This is a genomic window from Nostoc edaphicum CCNP1411, assembly GCF_014023275.1.
Taxonomy (GTDB): Bacteria; Cyanobacteriota; Cyanobacteriia; order Cyanobacteriales; family Nostocaceae; genus Nostoc; species Nostoc edaphicum_A.
On sequence record NZ_CP054698.1, the window covers coordinates 1,232,154 to 1,254,963 of the forward strand.

The 22,810-nt window shown below is 38.4% G+C and carries 10 protein-coding genes and 1 tRNA gene; 1 reads left to right on the forward strand and 10 read right to left on the reverse strand.

Annotation, left to right across the window (positions count from 1 at the left end):
• Positions 1-371: 371 nt before the first annotated feature.
• From HUN01_RS07860 to HUN01_RS07895, 8 genes are all read right to left on the reverse strand, one after another.
• Positions 372-8,051 (reverse strand): non-ribosomal peptide synthetase, encoded by a 7,680-nt coding sequence (locus tag HUN01_RS07860; protein ID WP_181930805.1) that lies wholly within the window; start codon positions 8,049-8,051, stop codon positions 372-374.
• Between the two features lie 18 nt (positions 8,052-8,069).
• Entirely contained in the window at positions 8,070-13,556 is a 5,487-nt protein-coding gene (locus HUN01_RS07865) for an ATP-binding sensor histidine kinase (RefSeq protein ID WP_181930806.1), read from the reverse strand.
• A 177-nt stretch (positions 13,557-13,733) separates the two neighbouring features.
• On the reverse strand, positions 13,734-13,991 hold the full coding sequence (locus HUN01_RS07870) for a helix-turn-helix domain-containing protein (protein WP_338044528.1): 258 nt from the start codon (positions 13,989-13,991) through the stop codon (positions 13,734-13,736).
• 673 nt (positions 13,992-14,664) lie between these two features.
• Entirely contained in the window at positions 14,665-15,549 is an 885-nt protein-coding gene (ylqF, locus tag HUN01_RS07875) for a ribosome biogenesis GTPase YlqF (protein ID WP_181930807.1), read from the reverse strand.
• A gap of 94 nt (positions 15,550-15,643) precedes the next feature.
• Positions 15,644-16,033: a VOC family protein gene (locus HUN01_RS07880; RefSeq protein WP_181932608.1), complete on the reverse strand. Its 390-nt coding sequence runs from the start codon at positions 16,031-16,033 to the stop codon at positions 15,644-15,646.
• Between the two features lie 6 nt (positions 16,034-16,039).
• On the reverse strand, positions 16,040-16,618 hold the full coding sequence (locus HUN01_RS07885; RefSeq protein ID WP_181930808.1) for a Uma2 family endonuclease: 579 nt from the start codon (positions 16,616-16,618) through the stop codon (positions 16,040-16,042).
• A 322-nt stretch (positions 16,619-16,940) separates the two neighbouring features.
• A tRNA-Arg gene (locus tag HUN01_RS07890) sits at positions 16,941-17,013 on the reverse strand.
• 44 nt (positions 17,014-17,057) lie between these two features.
• Positions 17,058-18,245 (reverse strand): murein hydrolase activator EnvC family protein, encoded by a 1,188-nt coding sequence (locus HUN01_RS07895; protein WP_181932609.1) that lies wholly within the window; start codon positions 18,243-18,245, stop codon positions 17,058-17,060.
• Between the two features lie 367 nt (positions 18,246-18,612).
• Between HUN01_RS07895 and HUN01_RS07900 the strand changes: the two genes are divergently transcribed.
• The gene (locus tag HUN01_RS07900) at positions 18,613-18,912 is read left to right on the forward strand and encodes a hypothetical protein (protein ID WP_181930809.1); all 300 of its coding nucleotides are present in this window, start codon (positions 18,613-18,615) and stop codon (positions 18,910-18,912) included.
• A gap of 155 nt (positions 18,913-19,067) precedes the next feature.
• On the opposite strand, the gene trmFO is transcribed toward HUN01_RS07900, so the two are convergent.
• Positions 19,068-20,384 (reverse strand): FADH(2)-oxidizing methylenetetrahydrofolate--tRNA-(uracil(54)-C(5))-methyltransferase TrmFO, encoded by a 1,317-nt coding sequence (gene trmFO / locus HUN01_RS07905; RefSeq protein WP_181930810.1) that lies wholly within the window; start codon positions 20,382-20,384, stop codon positions 19,068-19,070.
• Between the two features lie 454 nt (positions 20,385-20,838).
• Positions 20,839-22,758 (reverse strand): serine/threonine-protein kinase, encoded by a 1,920-nt coding sequence (locus tag HUN01_RS35220; RefSeq protein ID WP_238846082.1) that lies wholly within the window; start codon positions 22,756-22,758, stop codon positions 20,839-20,841.
• Positions 22,759-22,810: the final 52 nt, after the last annotated feature.

Below are 22,810 nucleotides of genomic sequence, written 5' to 3' on the forward strand. Positions count from 1 at the left end.
TAAAATTTAACTCTTTTAAGCTTTAGGGACATTGCCAGGAACACTTAAATAGTTTTAATCATTGTTTATGGGTTAAATTACTCAAAAGTCTTAAAGTTTTCATAAATATTTTAAGCATTACTTAATAATAATTATAAAGTTTACATCTGATTTTTAAAATATACGTATCAGCATGGCAAGGCTAAAATATTGCAATTGCAAAAAAATGTAGGTTCGGTGAAGAATGTAGCAAGATCGCCCAAGGTAACCCAATATTGATCTAATTTCTCTATTTACCATGCCAGTAGGGTGCATTATGCTTCGCTAACACACTCTACATGTATTTCAATCAAATATTATTCCTAGATAGCCAAACTCTTCACAACAATTGTCTACAATACAAATTCTGTATTTAAAAATCCGCTACTTTGAAAATAAGCTAAATATTTACTGATTAATTCAGTATCCATTGATGGATTGGAGATGGAAGTATCAGCAATTGCCTCAAGGGTATTGCAACAGTCTAAATCAGGAGTGTTTTGATATAGTTGCCATGCAGTCACCCCTTCATGAACTTTTTCAGTTAACATGGGGATGAGAGGAAATAACGAATTTTCTTGAGAGTATCGAGCTTGATTAATTAAATCGTTTGTCCATTCTTCATAAGACACTTTTTTCAGATGGTATCCACAAGTTGATATCAGTTCAAATAATCTAGCTAAATCAATATTTTGCGATGCCAAAGGAACTAGATGAAATGCCTTTCCTAAAGATTCTTTCCTTGTAGATATTTGGACAATAGCTTTACTGGCATAATCAACAGTAATTAAATCTTGTTTTTGATTGACTAAATCGGGAAAACTCCCTAATTGAATACAACCTTTGATCAATCTAGATATGTAGTCATCTGTATTAGTTACACCAGTATGCGGATGACCCATTAAAAATCCCGATCTAATAACTGTTATGGGGATACCTCTAGATTTCGCAATCCAAACAAGTTTTTCAGCTACCCATTTACTTTGTATATAACCAATATCTTGATAAAGATAAGTTTCACTACGATCAATATCATCGTCCTCATAAAGGACGTTCAATCTATTAAAACAAGCAATTGTGCTAAAAATAGCAATTGTTGAGATGTAGTGTAGTGGCTTAAGTTGACCATGACATGCCAATCTCAGAACTTCTTGAGTGCCAAGAACATTTGCCGCCTTCATTAGAGAATATGGTTTAGCAAAGCCGACTTCAGCACCACTGTGATAAATAACATCAATCTGCTCTGCTAGCCTCTCAAATTGCTCTGAAGAAAGTCCTAAACAAGGTTGATCTAAATTTCCTGGTATTGCAATAATTCTTGAGCTTTGGTTTGCGTCCCATATTAAATATTTTTCTAGGTTTTTCTGCAACCTTCTCAGACCTTCACTTTCATTATCAGCACGCACAAGGCAATATATTTTCGCCTCTGTTTGCTGCAACAATTCATGTAGTAAGAAAGCACCGAGAAAGCCGGTAGCACCTGTTAAGAAAATATGCTTTGGCTGACTGATATCTTTAGCAAGTACTCCTTGGGAATAGATGTTTGAATCAAGTACAGCTTCAGCTTTGAAACTAATAACATTATTGAGAGCAGCATTTCCTTCGTGATCTAATTTCTCAACTATCTGGCACAGTCCTTCTATAGTCTGCTGCTCAAAAATACATCTTACAGGCATCTGTACTTGAAAAGTTTCTCGCACATATATCATTAACTGCGCTGCTAATAGGGAATTACCGCCAAGTTCAAAGAAATTATCTTGAATACCCAGATTATCAATGCCAAGTATCTTAGTCCAGATACCGACCATTTTTTCCTCAGTAGGAGTACGAGGTGTAATTAATGCTACTTCTAGAATGGGTCTGGATTGATCGGGAGTAGGTAATGTTCGACGATCTAACTTCCCACTGGGTGTTAGTGGTAACTTCTCCAAACATACAAAAGCTGTAGGTAACATATATTCTGGTAGCTTTTGTTTGAGAAAGTGGCGGAGTTCTAATGTAAATTGGCTGTCATTCTCATATTGTTGATTTGGCACTACGTAAGCGACCAAACGCTTTTGTCCAGGTACATCTTCCCGATCTATAACAACACTTGTTTTGACAGAGGGATGTTGTGCTAGTAAAGCTTCAATCTCTCCTAGTTCGATTCGGAAGCCGCGAATTTTCACTTGATGATCGATACGACTGAGATATTCGATATTGCCATCTGGTAGATAACGTGCTAAATCCCCTGTTTTATATAATTTTGAATTCTCAAAGGGGTTGGGAATGAACCGAGCATCTGTAAGATCCAAGCGGTTGAGATAGCCACGTGCTATACCAATACCACCAATATAGAGTTCTCCAGGCACACCTATAGGAACAGGTTGTAATTGAGAATCCAATAGATACATTTGACTGTTAGCAATCGGTCGTCCAATGGGGGGCAAAATCGACCAATCTGTAGGTGAATTTGTGAGGGTAAAGGCAGTCACAACATGAGTTTCCGATGGGCCATAGTGGTTGTGGAGAGTACAGTTAGGTAATTGGCGAAATAAATATGCGATCGCATCTGTAATGCGTAACTGTTCTCCAGCCGTAATCACTTCGCGCAAACTACAGGGTACTATGCCTTCTATCCTTGACATTTCGGCTAATTGTTGCAAAGCGACATACGGTAGGAACAAGCGCTCAATCCCTTCTCGGTTCAGAAATTGCAGCAGTTGTGTGGGTTCACGCCGTAATGATTCCGAAATCAATACCAATGTCCCGCCTGTAGTTAAGGTGGCAAAGATTTCTTGGAAGGAAACATCAAAGCTAATCGGTGTATATTGCAGTGTTTTGCTACCAAAGCCAACTGTGGAAGTTTGCGATTGCCAAGCAATTAAGTTGACTAAGGGACGGTGCGGCATCGCTACACCTTTTGGTTTGCCAGTAGAACCGGAAGTGTAGATAACATAAGCTAAATTGTCAGGATGGATATTAATATCCAGGTTATCTTGGGCTTGAGTAGCAATATTCTCCCAGTCTCTATCCAGACAGACAATACTAGCTTGATGTTCGGGAAGCTGCTCCAATAAACTTTGTTGGGTTAATAGCACTGTTACTTGAGAGTCTGTCAGCATTAAGGATAAACGCTGCTGTGGATAGGCGGTATCTAGAGGTACATAAGCTCCACCGACTTTGAGAATCGCTAATAGAGCTACGATCATCTCTAGCGATCGCTCTACACAAATCCCTACTAATACATCCGGCCCGACACCTAAAGTTTGTAAATGACGGGCTAATTGATTGGCTCTGCCATTCAATTTGTGATAAGTTATTTGCTGTTCTGCAAAAATTGCTGCTACAAAATCAGGCTCGCACTCTACTTGCGCTTCAAATAGTTGGTGAATGCAACTTTGCTCAGGGTAATCTGCTTGAGTTTGATTCCATTCCACTAATAATTGTTGGCGCTCAGTAGTTGTTAATAGGGGTAAATCTGCAACTTTCTGGTCGGGATTAGCAACGATACCTGCAACTAAAGTCTGAAAATTTTCCCCGATGCGAGAGATGGTAGCAGCATCAAATAAATCGGTACTGTACTCAAACCAACCACTAATCCCATCTGGTGTTTCAAATAATTCTAAGAACAGATCGAACTTGGCTGTGCCATTGTGTTCTAAGCGATGGTTAATGGTCATACCAGAAAGTTCTATCGCTGGTATGGGTACATTTTGCAGAGCAAAGCCGATTTGGAACAGGGGATGACGGCTCAAATCTCGTTGTGGTTCTAGTTCCTCTACCAGTTTTTCAAAGGGTAGGTCTTGATGAGCATAGGCTTCTAAGGTCACTTCTCGCACTTGCTTGAGCAACTGGCGAAAAGTTGGAGAGTCAGAAAAATTACTGCGTAGTATTAAGGTGTTAACAAAAAATCCAATTAAATTCTCAATTTCCTGATAGTGACGGTTGGCAATTACCGAACCGACTGGGATATCTGCGCTACTCGTATAACGGAATAACAATGTTTGGAACGCTGCTAAGAGCGTCATAAATAAAGTAACTCCCTCCTGCTGACTGAAGCGAGTTAGTGTCTCACTGAGAGATTTGGAAAGTGCTAAAGGTTGACGCGTCCCGCGATAGGTTTGGATTGCTGGTCGGGGGCGATCGCTTGGCAACTGTAAAATAGGTAAATCTGCTAACTGCTGCTTCCAATAGTCTAGTTGCTCTGATAATACTTTTCCTTGCAACCATTGCCGTTGCCAAAGAGCAAAGTCTGCATACTGAATCGGAAGTTCAACAAGGGGAGAAGGTTGACCATTAACAAAGGCTTGATATAGCAGTCTTAGTTCTCGGAAAAATGTACCGACAGACCAACCATCAAAAACAATATGGTGAATATTCAAAAGCAGTATATATTCTTCTGCACCTAACTGTAAAAGGGTGGTTCGTACTAGCGGCCCGTCATTGAGGTTAAAAGGTCGTTGGCACTCCTCAATTGTTAATCGCTGGATTTCTGTGTCTTTTTGCGAGTCAGACAACAATCTCAAATCTATTAAATGCAGAGATACAGTTAGGGTAGGAGCAATAATTTGTACTGGCTGCCCATCTAAGAAAGTAAAAGTGGTGCGTAAAACTTCATGGCGGCGAATAATTTCGTTGATGCTCTGTTCTAAGGCACTTAAATTTACTTGACCAACAAGGTGAAAAGTCTGCGGTAAGTTGTATAAAGGATTGCCGGGTAAGAACTGCTCAAGAAACCATAATCGCTGCTGGGCAAAGGAAAGAGGCAAGTTTTGGTTGCGCGTTACAGGTACAATTGCTTGAGTGTGCCATTCCAGATTTTGCTTAAGTTGTGTCTCAATACTTTCCGCCAAGCTGGCAATAGTAGGTGCATCAAATAAACCCCGCAATGGTAAATCTAATTGATAGGTATCTCGAACACGAGAAATTACCTGAGTTGCTAGCAGTGAGTGTCCCCCAATCTCAAAAAAGTTATCGTAGACACTAATCTGCTCCAATCGCAAAACTTCCACCCAAATTTTTGCTAGTACTTCCTCAACGATGGTACGAGGTGAGACAAAATCTTGCTCTAAATTCCGTCCAGTGCGATCGGGTGCTGGTAAGGAACGACGATCTACTTTCCCGTTAGGTGTTAGTGGTAATGCATCTAAAATTACGAAACTGGAAGGCATCATATAATCTGGTAACTTCTGTTTGAGAAATTTACGCAGATTACTACTTATTGTGCGTACTTGCTCTGGAATGAAGCTACAGACAACATAACCGACTAAATATTTATTTCCAGGCACATCCTCACGCGCTATGACTACGGCTTCACGCACATCAGGATGCTGCAACAGCATTGCTTCAATTTCCCCCAACTCAATGCGGAAGCCGCGAATCTTCACTTGCTGGTCTATCCGACCCAGGTATTCAATATTCCCATCTGGTAAGTAGCAAGCTAAGTCACCTGTTTTATATAAACGGTGCGATTTCGCATCAGGATTGAGAATGAAGCGTTCACTAGTCAGATCAGGTCGATTGAGATAACCCCTAGCTAAACTATCGCCACCAATATAAAGCTCTCCCGGAACACCGATAGGAACTGGCTTTAACTCTGCATTGAGGATGTAGATTTGGGTGTTAGCTATGGGACGACCGATAGACGGATAAGTTGGCCAGGAATCAGGATTTTGATCTAATGTCAAAGCTGTTACTACATGGGTTTCTGATGGCCCGTAGTGATTATGAAATGAGCAGTGTGGCAGCGATTTGAATAATTTGACAATGGCTGGGGTGATTTGCAGTTGCTCACCTGTGGTAGTAACTTCTTTTAAACTAGTAAATAATTCCAAGTGAGATACAGCCATTTCTGCCATTTGCTGTAATACGACAACAGGCAGGATAACTTTTTCAATCTCTTGACTCTGAATAAAGCGAGCTAAAGCTGTGGTGTCCCGACGCAAGTTTTCTGAGATGAGAAACAAAGTTCCTCCTGAAGACCAAGTAGCAAACATCTCATGAAAGCTGGCATCAAAGCTCAAAGAGGCAAATTGCAGGGTACGAACACCTGTTAATAGTGAGTTTAGATGCCATTGCAGTAAATTCACTAAAGGACGGTGAGCTAAACAGATGCCTTTCGGTGTGCCTGTGGAACCAGAAGTGTAGATGATATAGGCTAAATTCTCTGGTGTTACTTCACTAGAGGGATTTTCCTGACTGTATTGGTCTATCTTGTCCCAGTCGGTATCTAAACAGATAATCTGCGCTTTGGTTTCAGGAAGCTCTGTTAATAGTTGTTGTTGAGTGAGTAGTATTGATACTTGAGTATCCTCAAGGATAAAGGCTAGGCGTTCCTTGGGATACGCTGAATCCATTGGTACATAAGCCCCACCAGTTTTGAGAACTGCCAAAACAGCGATCGCCATTTCCAGGGTTCTCTCTACACAGATTCCTATGGGCATATCTGGTTTGACGCCTAGCGAACGTAGGTAGTGTGCTAACTGGTTCGCGTGCTGATTTAACTCTCGGTAAGTGAGTGAAGACTGTTCATGCTTCTGTGTCTCTTTTAATACTACTGCTATAGCATCTGGCGATCGCTCCACCTGCGCTTCAAACAGTTGATGAACGCCTTTATCTAATGCATAATCTTTACTAGTATCATTCCAAGTTTCTACTAATTCTTTCTGCTCAGTCTCTAGCAATATATTCAGTTGATGAAAATATTCACATCCTTGACTAACTTGATTTGCTATAAAAAGCAATCTCTCCAAAGAATTTATATCTGTAAAATATTTCTGATTATAAAATATTTCTATATCTAAACTATTACTGAAGTCATTAATGACAAGATGAACTTCATTATCGGCAAAAGAATTGTGGACAGTTAATTCTGAAGAGGCTTCAGTAAAAGGAATATTCAGAATACTGAAATTATAAAAATTATAGAAGAATTTTAATTGCTCATCTTTTAAATAGGTTCTTTGTAATAAAACTGAAATATTTTGTAAGTTGTCTAGGTTTTTACGATAGTTTTTTACGTATAACAGATAATCGATTAGACTTGATTTATTGTAAATATTTACTTGAGGTATAACAATAGGCACTACTTGGTAAACGCAACCTAAAACATTAAGCAATTTTTCATCTCTTTTACCAAAAATATCGTAAAATACAAAATCTGCTGGTGCTTGTAAATATTTACTTAAATAAATGCCATAAACAGCCCTAAAAAATGTAGGAACACTACATTTATTTAAATGGCAATATTTTCTAATTTGTACTAGTTCATTTCCAGTAATTTGGATTTTCCTTGATTTAGCCTTATTTTCTGTTTCAGTTTTGATATAAGGTGTAACAGGAATAACCTTACGTAACGTTTCTAGCCAATACTGCTGAATCTCTGGAGTATCAAATCGAGCCACATCATTATCAATAAAATCATGAAAAGAATAACCCTCAAATTTTTGAGGGTTATTGTCTATTTTTAAATCTTGGTAGACTTTTGCAACCCTTTCAAAGAAAACTTTCCCAGAATAGCCATCAAAAAGGATATGAGGCGCACCTAAAATAGCTGTATAGTTGCCCTGCTTATCTTTGAATAAAACATTTTTAAATAGATCACCTTTTTGCAATTTTAACTTTATTTTAATCTTGTCTTCGATAACTTCTTGCAAACTAGTGAAAGAAACATGACTAACTGCTAAATCGATAAATTCAAAATTAACATCAGTATTATGATCTACAAACTGAAAAGGTTCTCCTTTATAAAAAACAAACCTAGTTCTAGTGGCATCATCTTTTTGGCATACTATTTTTATTGCTTGTTCCCAAATAAATCTGTCTAGATTATGTGGTAAATTTACGGAAATTCCTAAAGTGAAAATAGTGCTATCTGGATGGAGCATATTATCCAGATATAAATCCCTTTGTGTCGTTGTCAATCGTGATATTTTTCCAATCCTGTTAGATTCAAAAGGCTCATCTAATATAGTTCCTTTTACCAAAGCCATGAATATTTCAATTGATGAAATATTCACAACACTTGGAGCTTGATAATTGTTAATCATCATAATTGTTTTAGGTTTTTTTTACTTGACTAAATTAGAACTTTTCCGATTGACTGAAAGTTCAATTATGAACTCAGTTCCTTTTCCAGTGAATGAGTGACAACTGATTTTGCCACCATGCTTTTCTACAATAATTGTGTAGCTAATAGATAATCCTAAACCAGTACCTTTGCCAATAGGTTTAGTAGTAAAGAAAGGATTAAAAATCTGAGAAAGTATATCTGAACTCATACCGGAAGCATTATCAGCAATGCGAACAGCTATCAGATTTGGCTCTAATAACTCAGTAGTTATTTTGATATAACCTGGATTAAGTTCATCATTCTCCAATGAACGGTGAGAGTTATACTCTTCCAAGGCATCAATAGCATTAGCTAATAAATTTATAAATACTTGGTTAAGCTGACTTGGATAACAATCTACTAATGGTAAAGAACCATAATTTTTGATAATTTGAATATTACAATTGACTGACTCATTTTTGAGTCGATGTTGCAAGATTAGTAAGGTACTATCAATACCTTCATGAATATTTACTGGCTTCATTTCTGCTTCATCCAAACGGGAGAAGTTACGTAAGCTCAGAACTATCTGGCGAATCCGATCGGCTCCAACCTTCATTGAAGACAGCAATTTTGGTAAGTCTTCAAGCAAAAATGGCAAATCTATATCCTCTTGTTCTGCCAGCATTTCAGGAGTCAGATTGGGTGATATTTTTTGATAAGTGTTAATTAGATGTAATATATCCTTAATGTATTCACTAGCATGAGAAATGTTACCATAAATAAAATTAATTGGGTTATTAATCTCATGAGCTATACCAGCAACTAATTGACCTAATCCAGACATTTTTTCTTTTTGAATCATCTGTAATTGCGTTGCTTGTAGCTGCTTTAATGTAAGTTCTAATTGTTGTGCTTGTTCTTCCAAGCACACGTTTTTTTCATTTAATTCCTGTGTTCGTTCTTCAACTTTTAGTTCCAGGTTTTTGCTATGATTCTCTAATTCTTGGTTAGCTTGTTGCAGATTATTATTTAGTTTAGATAGATTAGTATATAGCTTGGCATTCTCAATAGAAATAGCTGCTTGAGAAGCCAGAATTTTCAAAACTTCTAAACGTTCAGTAGTAAATGCATTCGTTGTTAAGTTATTTTGCAGATACAAAATTCCGATAAGTTTACTTTGATGAATTATCGGCGTACATAAAACTGACTTACATTGATTCTGAATAATATAAGGATCACTCGTAAATTTTCCTTCAGAGATAGCATCACCAATAACGACACTTTCTTTAGTTCTCATCACATAGTTGAGTACGGATATTGGTACATATAGACTATTGTCTAAAGACATAGAAGTTTCCAAAAACATCTCATTGTTGTTAACTCCTACAAATGCCTCAATTACCATTTGACCATTTTTTTCTAAAAGGAAACAACTAGTTTGTGCACCAGCATTTTCCATAACAATTTTCATTAACTTAGCTAGCAATTCATCTAGCATGATTTCACTAGAAATAGCTTGCGAAGCTTTAAAAACTGTAGACAAATCAAAAGATGCCAAATTATTGATCTTGCTTGAAGTGGTTCGCAAACTAGCCTTCAAACTAGATGATTCTTGATTTATCCTCAATGGGCAATAATCGGGGTATTTTAACTCTAAATCATTGACTTTTGCGATCGCTCCCCAACGGATATAAGCATGATAAGATTCTCTCAGATAGAAGATCGCCTGTTGCTCTCTACCACGGGAAAAGTAAAATTCTGCTGCTAACTCGCTGGCTAGTGCTTCTTCTTGAAGATATCCCTGTTCTTTGGCCCCTTGAATAGCTAGCTCATAATACTCCATAGCTACAAAGGGTTGTCCTAAAACTCGCGCTTTTTCTGCCTCTACTAAATTATATTTATGCTGATAGTTAGCAGGAGCGTGATCAGCCCATATCTGCATTTTTTCCTGATTGGCATTGATAGCAGCCATATATTCTTGTTGAGTGTTAGCTTCAACATTGGGATATAACTTAATCATGGCTAAAGAATAATAAAAGTTATGGATGCTAATTGTGATCATCCCCATCACACTACTTATATATTCTGAAGCTAATTTGGCATTATCAAGTGCCTTAGTATAATCTTTAAACAAGTAAAGAAGAATCATTTTGGCAACATAAGCAGCAAACAAAGAAGTAACATTATTAGTAGCTTGTAGATATGGCAACATTGCTACTTCATTAAAACTATCGCCAACCAAATGACATTTATCTTGTGACATCCCCTGTAAGTTTAATGTCAATTGATGCCAAACTTTAATGTAGTTTATTGGGAAATCTAGTTTAAACTTTTGTAGCAAACCAATATATAATGCTTGCTGCTGAACTACTGATTCGAGTTGTTCTCCTCTAAAAAATATATGGCCGCAATAGTGGATAGAGCAATAACCAGCGTATTCTAAATCTCCAATTTCTAAGGCGTTCTGAATTCCTTCCTGTAAAGGAGCAATACTTTTGCTAACATGCTCTTTCCAATGAAAAGTAAAACCATAAAATGGTGCGTATACTTTACTTTTAAGTTCCTTGGCTTGAAACTGTTCTAATATCTGCCAAGCTATTTGACCAGAGCGATATCCAACATCAATATTTTCTATATGGCTACATAACACCATGCCATAACAAGAATATCCAGCGGCAGCCAAAGGCGAATGACCGTGTTCAATACAGAGATTAACGACAGTCAAGATAATCTGAGGAAAAGTTTTCCCTGTTGGGTCAGTAATAAAAGCAGCACCACCAACAGTAACAAGGATTTTTAAAGCCGCAAGTATGTAAGGATCTTTGACAACTGGAAAATTTTCTAAATCTTGAAGCTGAGGTAAGTTAGCTATAGTACTTTGCTTATTTGGCGTTACTGAGAGAGAAATACCCAACTTTGCGATCGCTTCTAGTCCAGTATCAATGGCTTTAAGCATCTGATTTTGAGCCATATAAAACTGGATTTGTAATTGATAAGCCTTGACTTGATCGAGCAGATTATTAGCTTTTTCTAGAATAATTTCAGTTAGGATAGCTGCTCGTGTAAAATTAGTATTTAAGTACTCTAATTCTACGCTTTCTAGATGAAGTGTTAGCATCAAGTCATAGTTGTTTTCCCAACTCGATGGTGTCAGTAATTCTAGTCCACCTGTTGAATAGCTAAGAGCAGCTTCATAAGCTGATGATGCTTTTGCTTTTTGGCTAGCTATCAGATTTAATTTAGCTAGCTGGTCTTTTTGAGACTGATCGCAAATAAATTCACTACCAAAATTTAAGTGGTTAACAATATTAAAAATATTTTCTTCAATTTCCTCTATTTGGCAAGATTCTAGTATTAATTGCCCAATTTTAAGGTGAGTTTGTTTTCTTTGCGATTCCGGAATCAGGGAATAAGCTGCTTGCTGGATGCGGTCGTGGAAAAACTTATATGAAACTTTTAATTCTTGAGATTCTAAAGATATAGATATGTCTTTGTCAAAAAACAGTGGAGCTTTATAGTTATCGCTTAAGGGCAGAATTAGGCTGGCTTGAAGTGCTTCCCATAATTCAGAGGCGGTTTCTGACTGAGATTTTTGATTTACAACTGCTAGAATATCTATGTTAAACCGATTGCCAACACAAGCAGCTAGTTTTAATACCTGTTGTGTCTCTTGGGGCAATTTTTTAATATTTCTTACAATTAATTCTAAGGCGTCATAATCTGTAATACCAATGGTCTGAATTTGATTTATTTCCCACTGCCATGTTCCACTATTAAAGTCAAAGTTTAATAGCTTTTCTTGGTGCATAGTTTGGAACAACTGAGTTAAGAAAAAAGGATTTCCTTGAGTTTGATTAAAAAGAAGTTCAGCTAGTATTTTTGTTTTTTCTGTTGCAGTATGAAGTGTATCGACTATTAATTCATGTACATCACTAATATTTAAAGGCTTGAGTGTAATATTATTTACAATCGCTCCTGATTTTTGGATTTCATTCAAGGTTTGATTCAAATGATGAGTTGATATGACTTCGTTATCTCGATAAGCCCCAATCATCAAAAAATATTGGCTATCATCAAGCATCAACATCTGAATCAATTTTAGAGATGCTAAATCTGCCCATTGTAAATCATCGAAAAATAGAACAAGTGGGCGTTCTTTTTGAGTAAATACTTGAATAAACTTTTGAAACGCTCGATTAAAACGGTTTTGGGATTCAATTGCTCCTAATTGTGGCACAGGTGGCTGTTGACCTACAATTTTTTCAATCTCAGGAATAACATCAATAATAACTTGACCAATTTCACCGAATGCTTCTAGAAGTTGCTGCTTCAAAACAATTATTTTTTCAGAGCTTTCTGTTAATAACTGTTGGGTCAATTCTTGAAATGATTCAATTAGAGCCGTATAAGGAATATTTCGCTTAAGTTGATCAAATTTACCGGAAATAAAATATCCCTGTTGTTGGAGAATAGGTTTATGAATTTCATTAACTAAGCAGGATTTACCAACTCCTGCATAACCTGAAACTAAGATCATCTCACTTCTGCCAACACTTACTCGCTCAAAAGCTGACATAAGAGATGCTACTTCTGGCTCACGTCCATAGAGCTTTTGAGGAATTGTAAATTGGCTAAATTTATCTAACTTGCCAGGAATAAAGTTTTCAACTTTACCATTATTTAACAACTGCGTGAAACAAATCTCTAAATCTGCTTTTAACCCTAAGCCACTTTGATATCTTTCTTCAGCAGTTTTAAATAATAGTTTCATTACGATATTAGATACAGCCTCCGGAATTTTTCGATTTATCTCATGAGGAGGTATCGGCTGTTTGGCAATATGAGAGTGAATTATTTCTAAGGGATCAGTGCAATTAAATGGCAAATTGCCAGTCAGTATCTCATAAAAAGTTACGCCTAAAGAGTAAAAGTCTGTGCGGTAATCAATCGACCTATTCATGCGACCTGTTTGCTCTGGAGACATATAAGCAAGTGTTCCTTTAAGCAAATTAGGATTGCCGGTCATTGTATTTTCTTTTGACAAGCGTGAGGCAATACTAAAATCACTAATTTTCACCTGCATTGACTTAGGGTTAATAATTATATTCTGTGGTTTAATATCTTTATGAATAATATGTTGTTCATGCAAATCTATAATAATATCCGTAAGTTTAATAGCTAGTTTTAAGCAATCTATTATATTAATTTTATTATTGTTGACAAATTGTTTGAGGTTTTGTCCTCCAATATCTTCCAGAACTAAAGCAATACTATCTTGATAATTTTCTAGCCTATAAGCTTTAATAACCCCTGGTAAATCTAATGATTTAGCAATTTCATACTCATGTTTAAAATCTGTTACACATTCAAGATTAGCGTAGTCACTTTTAAGTATTTTAAGGATAACCATTCTTTCATTAGTAAGTTCCTGTGCCCGATAAACAACAGTATCTATACCATCCGAAATTTTTTCTATAATTTTATATTCTGAATTAGCAATCATTTTTTGTCTCCAACTACTTTTTACGAAGCTCTTAATTTTGCTGGCATGCTACATATTTAAACTAAAAAAATATTTAAATTAAATATGTAAATAAAATTGCCATGTTCTTTTAAATACAAGTCTTTGAGAATAACAAGTTTTTATAATACCCATATAAATCTAGGATATTTTTTTGCTTTAAAACTTCTTTGGTAAATATGTTGCTAATAACTCTTCTCGCTGTACACCTATATTTGCTAACATCTCTTCAATTCTGTGCATAGCTAGGCGCGATGGCTTGGAATGTCCATTTTCCCAACGATTAACTGTGGAATAAGTAACACCTAATGATGTTGCAAACTCTTCTTGTGTCAAACCAACGATTGTGCGAAGTTTAAAAATTAGCTTGCCAACTTCTGGTTGTTGGATTATTACTAAAGGGTTTTTAATCATCATGTAACTTAAAACACCATTTAATGTAGCAAGTGATATAGGTTTTGTTATATGCTACTGGTGCTAAGGGTTAGTTGTAACCCGCTAATATACTATTTCTTTGAAAGATAATCTACAAGCTTCTATGTAATTACTACAATAGGTATTAAGGTAATTTCTAGTATTACTGTCTCAAAATAGGGCCAATAGTAATTTGCTTTTTACTACGCCGATTGATTGAGTCTCGTCGAGTTGACTCTATTCCTTGACCTTCTTTTACATTAGGAATATTAGCTCTAGGTGTCTTGGGTACAAACAAAACAATTTTACGCAAATACGTACAAAATAGAATTGTCTGTTTGATTGTGACTGGGCTGTTATTGGAGTGTGTAGGTGCAGCCTGTTGTAAACATCATATTACCCCGATAATTGCTAACTTCTCTTGAGCCAACAGCAGATGAGGGTTCTTTTAGTAAAGACTATTTTAATTTTCGTACTGACTTTGGCGGCGTGGGCGAGTGCGCCAAAGTATTCCTCACTTTTTGTAACGCAACCACACCCGTAAATTTGCCGGATTCGCTGTTTTTATTTTTTGCTCAGGGTGTTGTAAAAACGCTAGGTTCGCTCACGTTCACCCTATGCGTGAGGGGTTTAGTAAAACACTTCAAAAACGGGCTTAAAATGCTTGTAACCTAACCTAATTGGGTGGCAATTCTAAACTAATTTCACCCAACAACCCCTTGCGAAAATCTGTTAAAAGTTGCCTTGCAGCTCGCTCTATATCACCTTTGTAACGATGCTCTGCTAAGGCATGCAGATAGATATCTCCGGTGTCTGATATCGTCGAATCGAGTTGGTAACGGGACTCTAATGGTTTTTTTGGTAATAAATCTGCGGCTACAGCTTCCAAATAGTTTAGTAAATCCACTAGGGCTGCTGCTACTAGCTGATTATCGTAGGATGCTTCACCGATATCATCACAAATAGCTAATTTTAATGCTGCATCTTGATTTTCTAATCTTACAGGGATGACACCAGGAGCATCTAGCAATTCCAAATGTTCGGAAATTCGCACCCAGCGGAGTTGGCGAGTTACCCCAGGACGAGCTGCACTTTCCACAACTCGCTTTCCCAACAGACGGTTAATCAAAGCTGATTTACCAACATTGGGAAAACCAATCACTACAGCCCGCACTGGACGGGGTAACATTCCGCGATCGCTTCTTCTTTGATTTAGCTCTACCCCAGCGGCTTGCGCTGCCCGCGCTACTTCTGCTATACCTTTACCATGTTGAGCGTTTGTAAAATAAGGGACTTCCCCCTGACGTTTAAACCAATCTATCCACAGCGATCGCATTTGCGGCGTAATCATATCTACTCGGTTTAGTATCAACACCCGTGTCTTACCCTCCACCCACTCAGCCATTTGGGGATGGTGAGTCGCTAAGGGAATCCGGGCGTCTCGTACCTCAAACACCACATCTACGCGCTTCAGCTGTTCTTTGAGTTTCTTTTCAGCTTTAGCAATGTGACCTGGATACCATTGAATCAGGTTTAATCTATAGTTTTGAGTTATAGCCATTTGTCCTTTGTCCTTTGTTATTTGTTATTTGTTATTTGTTATTTGTCCTTTGTCCTTTGTCCTTTGTCCTTTGCAAATGACCAATGACAAATGACTAATGACTCCCTCTAGCAGCTTGATGTAAAATCAGACGATTGCCATCAGGGTCATAGGCATAAATTTCTCTGCCGTGGGAAGCAATGGAAATGTCTCCTGGTGGAGGATAGCCCAAAGCAGTTAGATGAGCGATCGCATCTTCTAAGTTACTTACCTCTAAACACAAACTTATCTTACTTTTGGCATTAGACATCGTTTCAAATTCAGATTCGTTTGTGTTCTTTGGTTTAAAAATACCTAATCGCATACTAACCAAATTAAATTCAGCATAGACATTCGGAATCAAAGTAACTGGCTTTTGCTCCAGCAATTTAGTATAGAAACTTACTAAGTTATCGCAATTAACCGATGCTATGGCGATCAATGCGTTAGTGTACTGAAAAACCATAGTCATCTATGCAAAAATCTGCTGTAAATTTAAAACAAAACCAGGGAGAACACCTTCACCCGATAAACGTGTAGGAGATTGTAAAACTTCCGGTGCAAGATTTGGGCGATAAATTATGACTTGTTTATCTTTAGGATTAATTAACCAACCCAGTTGTAAGCCATTTGCTAAGTATTCCTTCATTTTGGCTTTAGTATCTTCCACATCATCAGTTTCAGAAACTAATTCCACTGCAAAATCAGGACACAAAGGGAGAAATTTCTTTCTTTGTTCTAGGGTAAGAGCATCCCATCTTTCTATCTTTACCCAAGAAGCATCAGGTGAACGAGTTGCCCCATTTGGCAGTTTAAACCCAGTAGAAGAATCAAAAGCTTTTCCGAGTTTATTCTGATTGCTCCAAAACCATATCTGACCTAATAAATCAAAATTACGGTTTCCCGTTTCTCCCCCAGTGGGTGACATGATAATTAATTCCCCTTCAGCAGTTAACTCTAGTCGTAATTCTTTATTCACAGCTACAATCTGTGCAAATTCCTCATCAGTAAATTGCAGATTAGGAGGTAATTGTAAGGTTAAAGCAGTCATAATTAATTGCGCTCCACAAAAATCCTAGTTGCATCAAATCTATGCGCTGCTAATAGGGAAGGTTTAGCTTCTACCTCTACTTTAGGAATTCTCCCCAACAAATGCGCCGTTGTTTTATTTTTCAAGAAAAGTTTGGGGTAGGTATACGGGTGAGAGACTGAATCAGAAAAGAAGATGTGTAGTGTTATATCACTCACCACATACGCACACTATATTTTTGTATTCCAGACTATCGGTTACCATTCTGTTTCATAGGGTAAATTGGGTTTATCCTATGAGAGAAAATGACCTCTCGATTTTGTGCTTAGTCTTGTAAAGGTAACGAGCGCGGAGGGATTTGAACCCCCGACCCACAGAACCGGAATCTGTTGCTCTATCCACTGAGCTACGCGCCCTTAATCTTCACTATTATAGCATGTCTGTGATCATATTTTCAGCCTTAAAGATAATTAGTCGGGTCTACGGGTGTACCATTGCGACGAACTTCAAAGTGGAGGTGGGGGCCAGTCGATAAACCTGTGGAACCAACAGCTGCGATCGCTTGTCCGCGTTCAACTGCTTGTCCGTCAGCAACATATAATTCACTGCTATGTCCGTACAGTGTTGTAATGCCATTGCCGTGATCGATAATTACTGCTCTGCCATAACCACCATACCACCCAGCAAAAATTACTGTTCCCGAATCGGCTGCCCGAATTGTACTGCCATAGCTAGCGGCAAAATCTAAGCCGGCGTGAAAACGACGATAGCCGAGAACAGGGTGCATCCGCCAGCCAAAGGGACTGCTAGTAGAAGCATTACTAGGATATGCCATGACACCAGTTCCGCGAATGATCACGCTTGTCCGGCTGTTGGTTTTTGCTTGGGCTTCTGCTACTTTTTGTTGAATCAAGACTTCCAGATTTTTGGATTCCCTCTCTAGCTGATTTTGTGCGGCTTCCAAGGCTAGGCGATCGCTATTGAGGCGTTGAATCAATTCTGATTGCGATTGCGCCTGAGTTTGATAATCGGATTTTTGTGCTAAAAGTTGCTCACGAATTAAAGCAATTTCGTTTTTTTGCTGTTCTACGTCCGTTTTTTGTTGATTAATCAGGTTTGCTTGGGTGTTGAGTTTTACCAAAATTTTCTGATCTGCCTGAAACACTAACTTCAACTGATGACGACGGCTGATAAAGTCGCTGATATTTTGACTTTGCAACAAAACCGCCCATCCAGCGGATGCAGGCGATCGCTGGAGATAACGCAATCGTGCTACTGTTGCTATTTGCCGCTCTTGATAGGAACGTTCCGCCACAGCTAAATCGGTTTCCAATTGCTGGAGGCGTTGGGTGGCGAGTTGTAATCGTGATTCACTCTCTTGAAGATAGCTATCTGTAGTTTGCAGATTTTGCTTTAAACCAGTGAGGTGTTTTTGGGCCTCTTGTTGGAGATTAGTTAAGCGATCGCGCTCGTTAACCACACTCTGCTGCTGCTGGTTCATTTGTTGCTGCTGTTGTCGCAGAGTATCAATAGACCCTGTAGATGTTGCGTTGGCTGGAATTAGTGCCAAACAAATCCACAGAATGCAGCAAAATGCAATAGAGAAACAGCAATAAATCTGCTTTTTTCCTAGAAATCGCCCTCTCATAGTGCGAAGCCCAACTAAAACGATGCTTTCAAACACTATGAGGATTATTCCCAAAATCTGATTCACCCACTCCAACACATTATTAAATTGGTCTGCCAAGTTGTAACACAAGGATTCCAACTGTGTCAGCATTGAGCAGGTATGTCAAACCAATTAAAAATTAAAAATGTAAAATTAAAAATTGCAAGACGCTCTCTACGAGACGCTGCGCGTAGCTTGCTTCTCTGTAAGAGTACGCGGACTCGCTAACGCTGCGCTATCAGTAGGGGCTTGTACCCAGAATTAATTAATTAAAAATTATTATTTCTTTCAATTTTTAATTTTTAATCTTTAATTTTTAATTAAAACTGGTCAGCGGGTGAGGTATATGAACGCACGTATAGCAATTCTCTTAATTACTTTAGTTTTTCCAGGTTTGGCGGTGGTGGGAGTATCGTTGTATTGGTTTAATCTCGATTATGCAGCACTGATCAAAGCTGAAAATAATGTGGAAAACCTGGTACAGGTCGGGAAAGTCAATGATAGACAGTTAGAGTATGCCTATCATCGCACTTACATTCATCGCATCAACGTATTTGCCGATGGTACCTGGGGATTACTGGGAGGTGTAATTACAGCGCTAGGTGTACATGGATTAGTCACTATTAAAATAATTCGTAATTCGTAATTCGTAATGGGGATTTAACCCCAACACAAAACTTGCGTGATTTTTGAACCGAGGGACTTAAACCCACGGAACTAGTTAAAAAATAGGGAGTCGGGAAACAAGGGGAATAATCAATCCCCAATTCCCAATCCCCAATGCCCCATGCCCCATGCCCATTAATTATGATTAGCTTTCCAGGTTGCCAAATCAGCTAAAGAGCGATCGCGGTAACGTCCATAACGCTCTGGTTTACTTTTGATTTTCATTCCTAAATCGGGGAAAATCCCAAAGTTGGGTGGCATTGGTTGGAAATGCTTCGGCGAAGCGGAACTAATAAATTCCAATAACGCACCCATCATTGTTGTTGGTGGTAAAACCAAAGCTTCTTTACCCAAAGCTAATCTTGCTGCATTAATTCCCGCCAAGCAGCCACCCGCAGCCGCAGCTGTATAGCCTTCAGTACCAATCAACTGTCCAGCGGCTAACAATGTGGGACGCTCTTTAAATTGCAGGGTAGGATGCATTAATTGGGGAGCATTAATAAAAGTGTTGCGGTGCATTACTCCCAGCCGCACAAACTCTGCTTTTTCTAAACTGGGAATTAACTGAAATATTCGCTTTTGTTCACCCCAGCGCAGGTTAGTTTGGAATCCTACCATGTTCCACAGTTGACCAGCTTTATCTTCTTGTCGCAACTGCACCACAGCATAAGGACGTTCCCCTGTGCGAGTATCTGATAATCCCACTGGCTTGAGGGGGCCGTAGCGCATGGTATCTTCCCCCCGCTGTGCTAGTTCTTCTATGGGTAAACAAGCTTCAAAAAATTTCGCTGTTTCCCGTTCAAAACCCTTGAGTTCTGTTTGTTCAGCTTTACAGAGTTCTTCCCGAAAGTGCAAGTACTGCTCTTTATTCATTGGGCAGTTGAGATAAGCAGCTTCACCTTTGTCATAACGTGATGCCATAAAAGCAATGTCACGATTAATCGATTCTCCCACGATAATCGGACTAGCTGCATCGAAAAAGCTTAGGTATTCCATCCCTGTAAAGCGTTGCAAATCTTCTGCTAAATCAGGACTAGTTAAAGGCCCAGTTGCTAAAACCACAATCCCTTCAGGAATTGCAGACACTTCACCCCGACGAAATTCAACTAAAGGATGACTTGCTAAAGTTTCAGTTAAATCTTGGCCAAATTGTCCTCTGTCTACAGCTAGCGCCCCACCGGCAGGAACGGCGTGTTCATCAGCTTTTGAGATGACAATCGAACCGAGTTGGCGTAACTCTTCGTGCAATAATCCCGCCGCGCGATCGCTTGCCATTGCCCCAAAGGAATTACTACAGACTAATTCTGCCAAATGTTCTGTATGATGAGCCGGACTAAATCGCTTTGGACGCATTTCATGCAAAATTACTGGCACTCCAGCTTGGGCTATTTGCCAAGCTGCTTCTGTCCCAGCTAGTCCACCTCCAATTACTTGTATCGGTTGTGTTTCCATAGTTAAATTTTTAATTTCCATATCATCATAAGTATCTATCAGCATCGGCGCTAGGACACATAAACAAGTAGAGAGTTGAAAAGTAGTTAGCTGTGATTTTAGTCACTTGTTGATCCCCCCTAAGTCCCCCTTAAAAAAGGGGGAACCGGAATTAAAGTCCCCCTTTTTAAGGGGGATTTAGGGGGATCTAGAACGTTTTGCTACCAACAAGAGGACTTTTCAAATATCCTCTTAGACATAGCCAGTAGCGACAGCATAATGCACCATCAACGGCAGCAATTACAAATTATCTGTGTCAATTCTCTTTTATTTGAGTTTAGCTAACAATTCTTGATAGCGTCTTGTTCCCGTAACTGGTCAATTTCTACAGTGGTCATCTTGATTAAGTCTAATTACTATAATTTTTCTCTTTTGCAAATAATATTGCTGACTTTTTAACAAGTTGGTAATCTGATTATTTCTCAAGCTGTGTAATGCGTTTTAGAGCAGATTCATAGTCACTTTCTTTTCCTTGTTGTTTATACAAATCGGCAGATTTACGAAAATATTCAATTGCTGCTTGCTTTTCTCCTAAAGTAGAGTGAGCTAAACCCAGGTTGTAGTAAGCATTTGCATAGTTAGGATCATTTTTGATGGCTTGGTTGTAATCTTCAATCGCTGCTTGCTTATCTCCTAATTCATAGCGAACTACACCCAGATTGTAATAAGCTAGTGCATAGTTGGGATTAATTTTTATGGCTTGGTTGTAATCTTCAATTGCTGCTTGCTTATCTCCTAAATCATCGTGAGCTACACCCCGATTGTAGTAAGCTAGTGCATAGTTGGGATTATTTCTGATGGCTTGGTTATAATCTTCAATTGCTGCTTGCTTATCTCCTAAAGCAGAGCGAGTTACACCCCGGTTAATGTAAGCTAATGCATAGTTAGGATTAATTTTGATGGCTTGGTTGTAATCTTCAATTGCTGCTTGTTTATCTCCTAAATCATCGTGAGCTATACCTCTATTGTAGTAAGCATTTGCATAGTTGGGATTAATTTTGATGGCTTGGTTGTAATCTTCAATTGCTGCTTGTTTATCCCCTAAAGCAGACCGAGCTACACCCAGATTGTAATAAGCTAGTGCATAGTTAGGATTAATTTTGATGGCTTGGTTGTAATCTTCAATTGCTGCTTGCTTATCTCCTAAATCATCGTGAGCTAAACCCCGGTTTATGTAAGCATCTACATAGTTGGGATTAATTTTGATGGCTTGAGTGTAGTCTTCAATTGCACCGCGAAAATCTTTGTTGTTGTATTTTTCTAATCCTTCTTTATAGTAAGCAACAGCACTTTTCTGTTCTATTCTTATTGGATTTGTCAGCCCTAGCAAATAAACAGTACCACCACCTATCAATACAATTAATGGAATAACAAAAAGATATATCGGAATAGAATTTTTTTGGCGGGGTGATGGAGTAATTGGAGGTGTAAGAGGCTGAGTTACTGGTATTGGCTGTGAATTTAACGCTTGTAAAACTTCCGCCGCCGACTGATAACGCTGCTGGTATTCTTCTTTCAACAACTTATCCAGGATTTGCCCTAATTCTTGACTTACTGGTTGCTGCAAATATTGTCGCCAATTAGTAACCCAACCATAACCTTGTCGTTGCCAAAGTTCCCAAGGGTGAATTCCACTCAACAGGTGAAAGCAAGTTGCACCAACACTATATAAATCACTGGCTGGGTAAGCTTCACCTCCTTGCATTTGTTCCAGTGGCGCATAACCAAAGGAACCAATGGTTGTTCCTATTTGCGTTATCACTGTTGCTGTCAGTTGCTTGGATGCACCCAAGTCAATTAGTACCAACTTGCCATCACCACGACGAATAATATTCTCTGGCTTGATATCGCGGTGAATAACTTTGTGGTGATGAACTGTTTTGAGAATATCTAACAAATCGAGCAATAATTCTCTGACTTTTTGCTCGTTGAACATTCCCTGCTGTTGTAATTCAGCCAATAAATTCTGCCCATCGATAAATTGCTGCACTAAATACAGACGCTTCTCTTGCTCAAAATACGCCAATAGTGTGGGAATTTGCGGATGTTCGCCTAATTGTTCGAGTCGCCTTGCTTCTTGTTCAAATAATTCTGTGGCTTTTTGCAGTGCGCCAGTTCCTTGCACTTGTGGTGCAAATTGTTTAATGACACATTTTTGATTCAATTTGTCTATATCTTCTGCCAAATAAGTTTTACCAAATCCCCCAGCACCTAATGATTTAATCGGGCGATAGCGGTTTCTCAGCACTACCAATCCTGTACCGCAGTTGAAGCAAAACATTGTGCGATCGCTATTGGGCGGATTGTGGCAATCTGAATTAAGGCAGCAGATCATAACTGTGCTTTTATTGGCAAATGTAATTATTATCGCCTAACTACAAGCTATT

Excerpts from the sequence above, each read along its gene's own strand:
- HUN01_RS07860 (WP_181930805.1), bottom strand. The coding sequence starts at position 8,051 with ATGATGATTAACAATTATCAAGCTCCAAGTGTTGTGAATATTTCATCA.
- HUN01_RS07865 (WP_181930806.1), bottom strand. The coding sequence starts at position 13,556 with ATGATTGCTAATTCAGAATATAAAATTATAGAAAAAATTTCGGATGGT.
- HUN01_RS07870 (WP_338044528.1), bottom strand. The coding sequence starts at position 13,991 with ATGATGATTAAAAACCCTTTAGTAATAATCCAACAACCAGAAGTTGGC.
- ylqF (WP_181930807.1), bottom strand. The coding sequence starts at position 15,549 with ATGGCTATAACTCAAAACTATAGATTAAACCTGATTCAATGGTATCCA.
- HUN01_RS07880 (WP_181932608.1), bottom strand. The coding sequence starts at position 16,033 with ATGGTTTTTCAGTACACTAACGCATTGATCGCCATAGCATCGGTTAAT.
- HUN01_RS07885 (WP_181930808.1), bottom strand. The coding sequence starts at position 16,618 with ATGACTGCTTTAACCTTACAATTACCTCCTAATCTGCAATTTACTGAT.
- HUN01_RS07895 (WP_181932609.1), bottom strand. The coding sequence starts at position 18,245 with ATGAGAGGGCGATTTCTAGGAAAAAAGCAGATTTATTGCTGTTTCTCT.
- HUN01_RS07900 (WP_181930809.1), top strand. The coding sequence starts at position 18,613 with ATGAACGCACGTATAGCAATTCTCTTAATTACTTTAGTTTTTCCAGGT.
- trmFO (WP_181930810.1), bottom strand. The coding sequence starts at position 20,384 with ATGGAAACACAACCGATACAAGTAATTGGAGGTGGACTAGCTGGGACA.
- HUN01_RS35220 (WP_238846082.1), bottom strand. The coding sequence starts at position 22,758 with ATGATCTGCTGCCTTAATTCAGATTGCCACAATCCGCCCAATAGCGAT.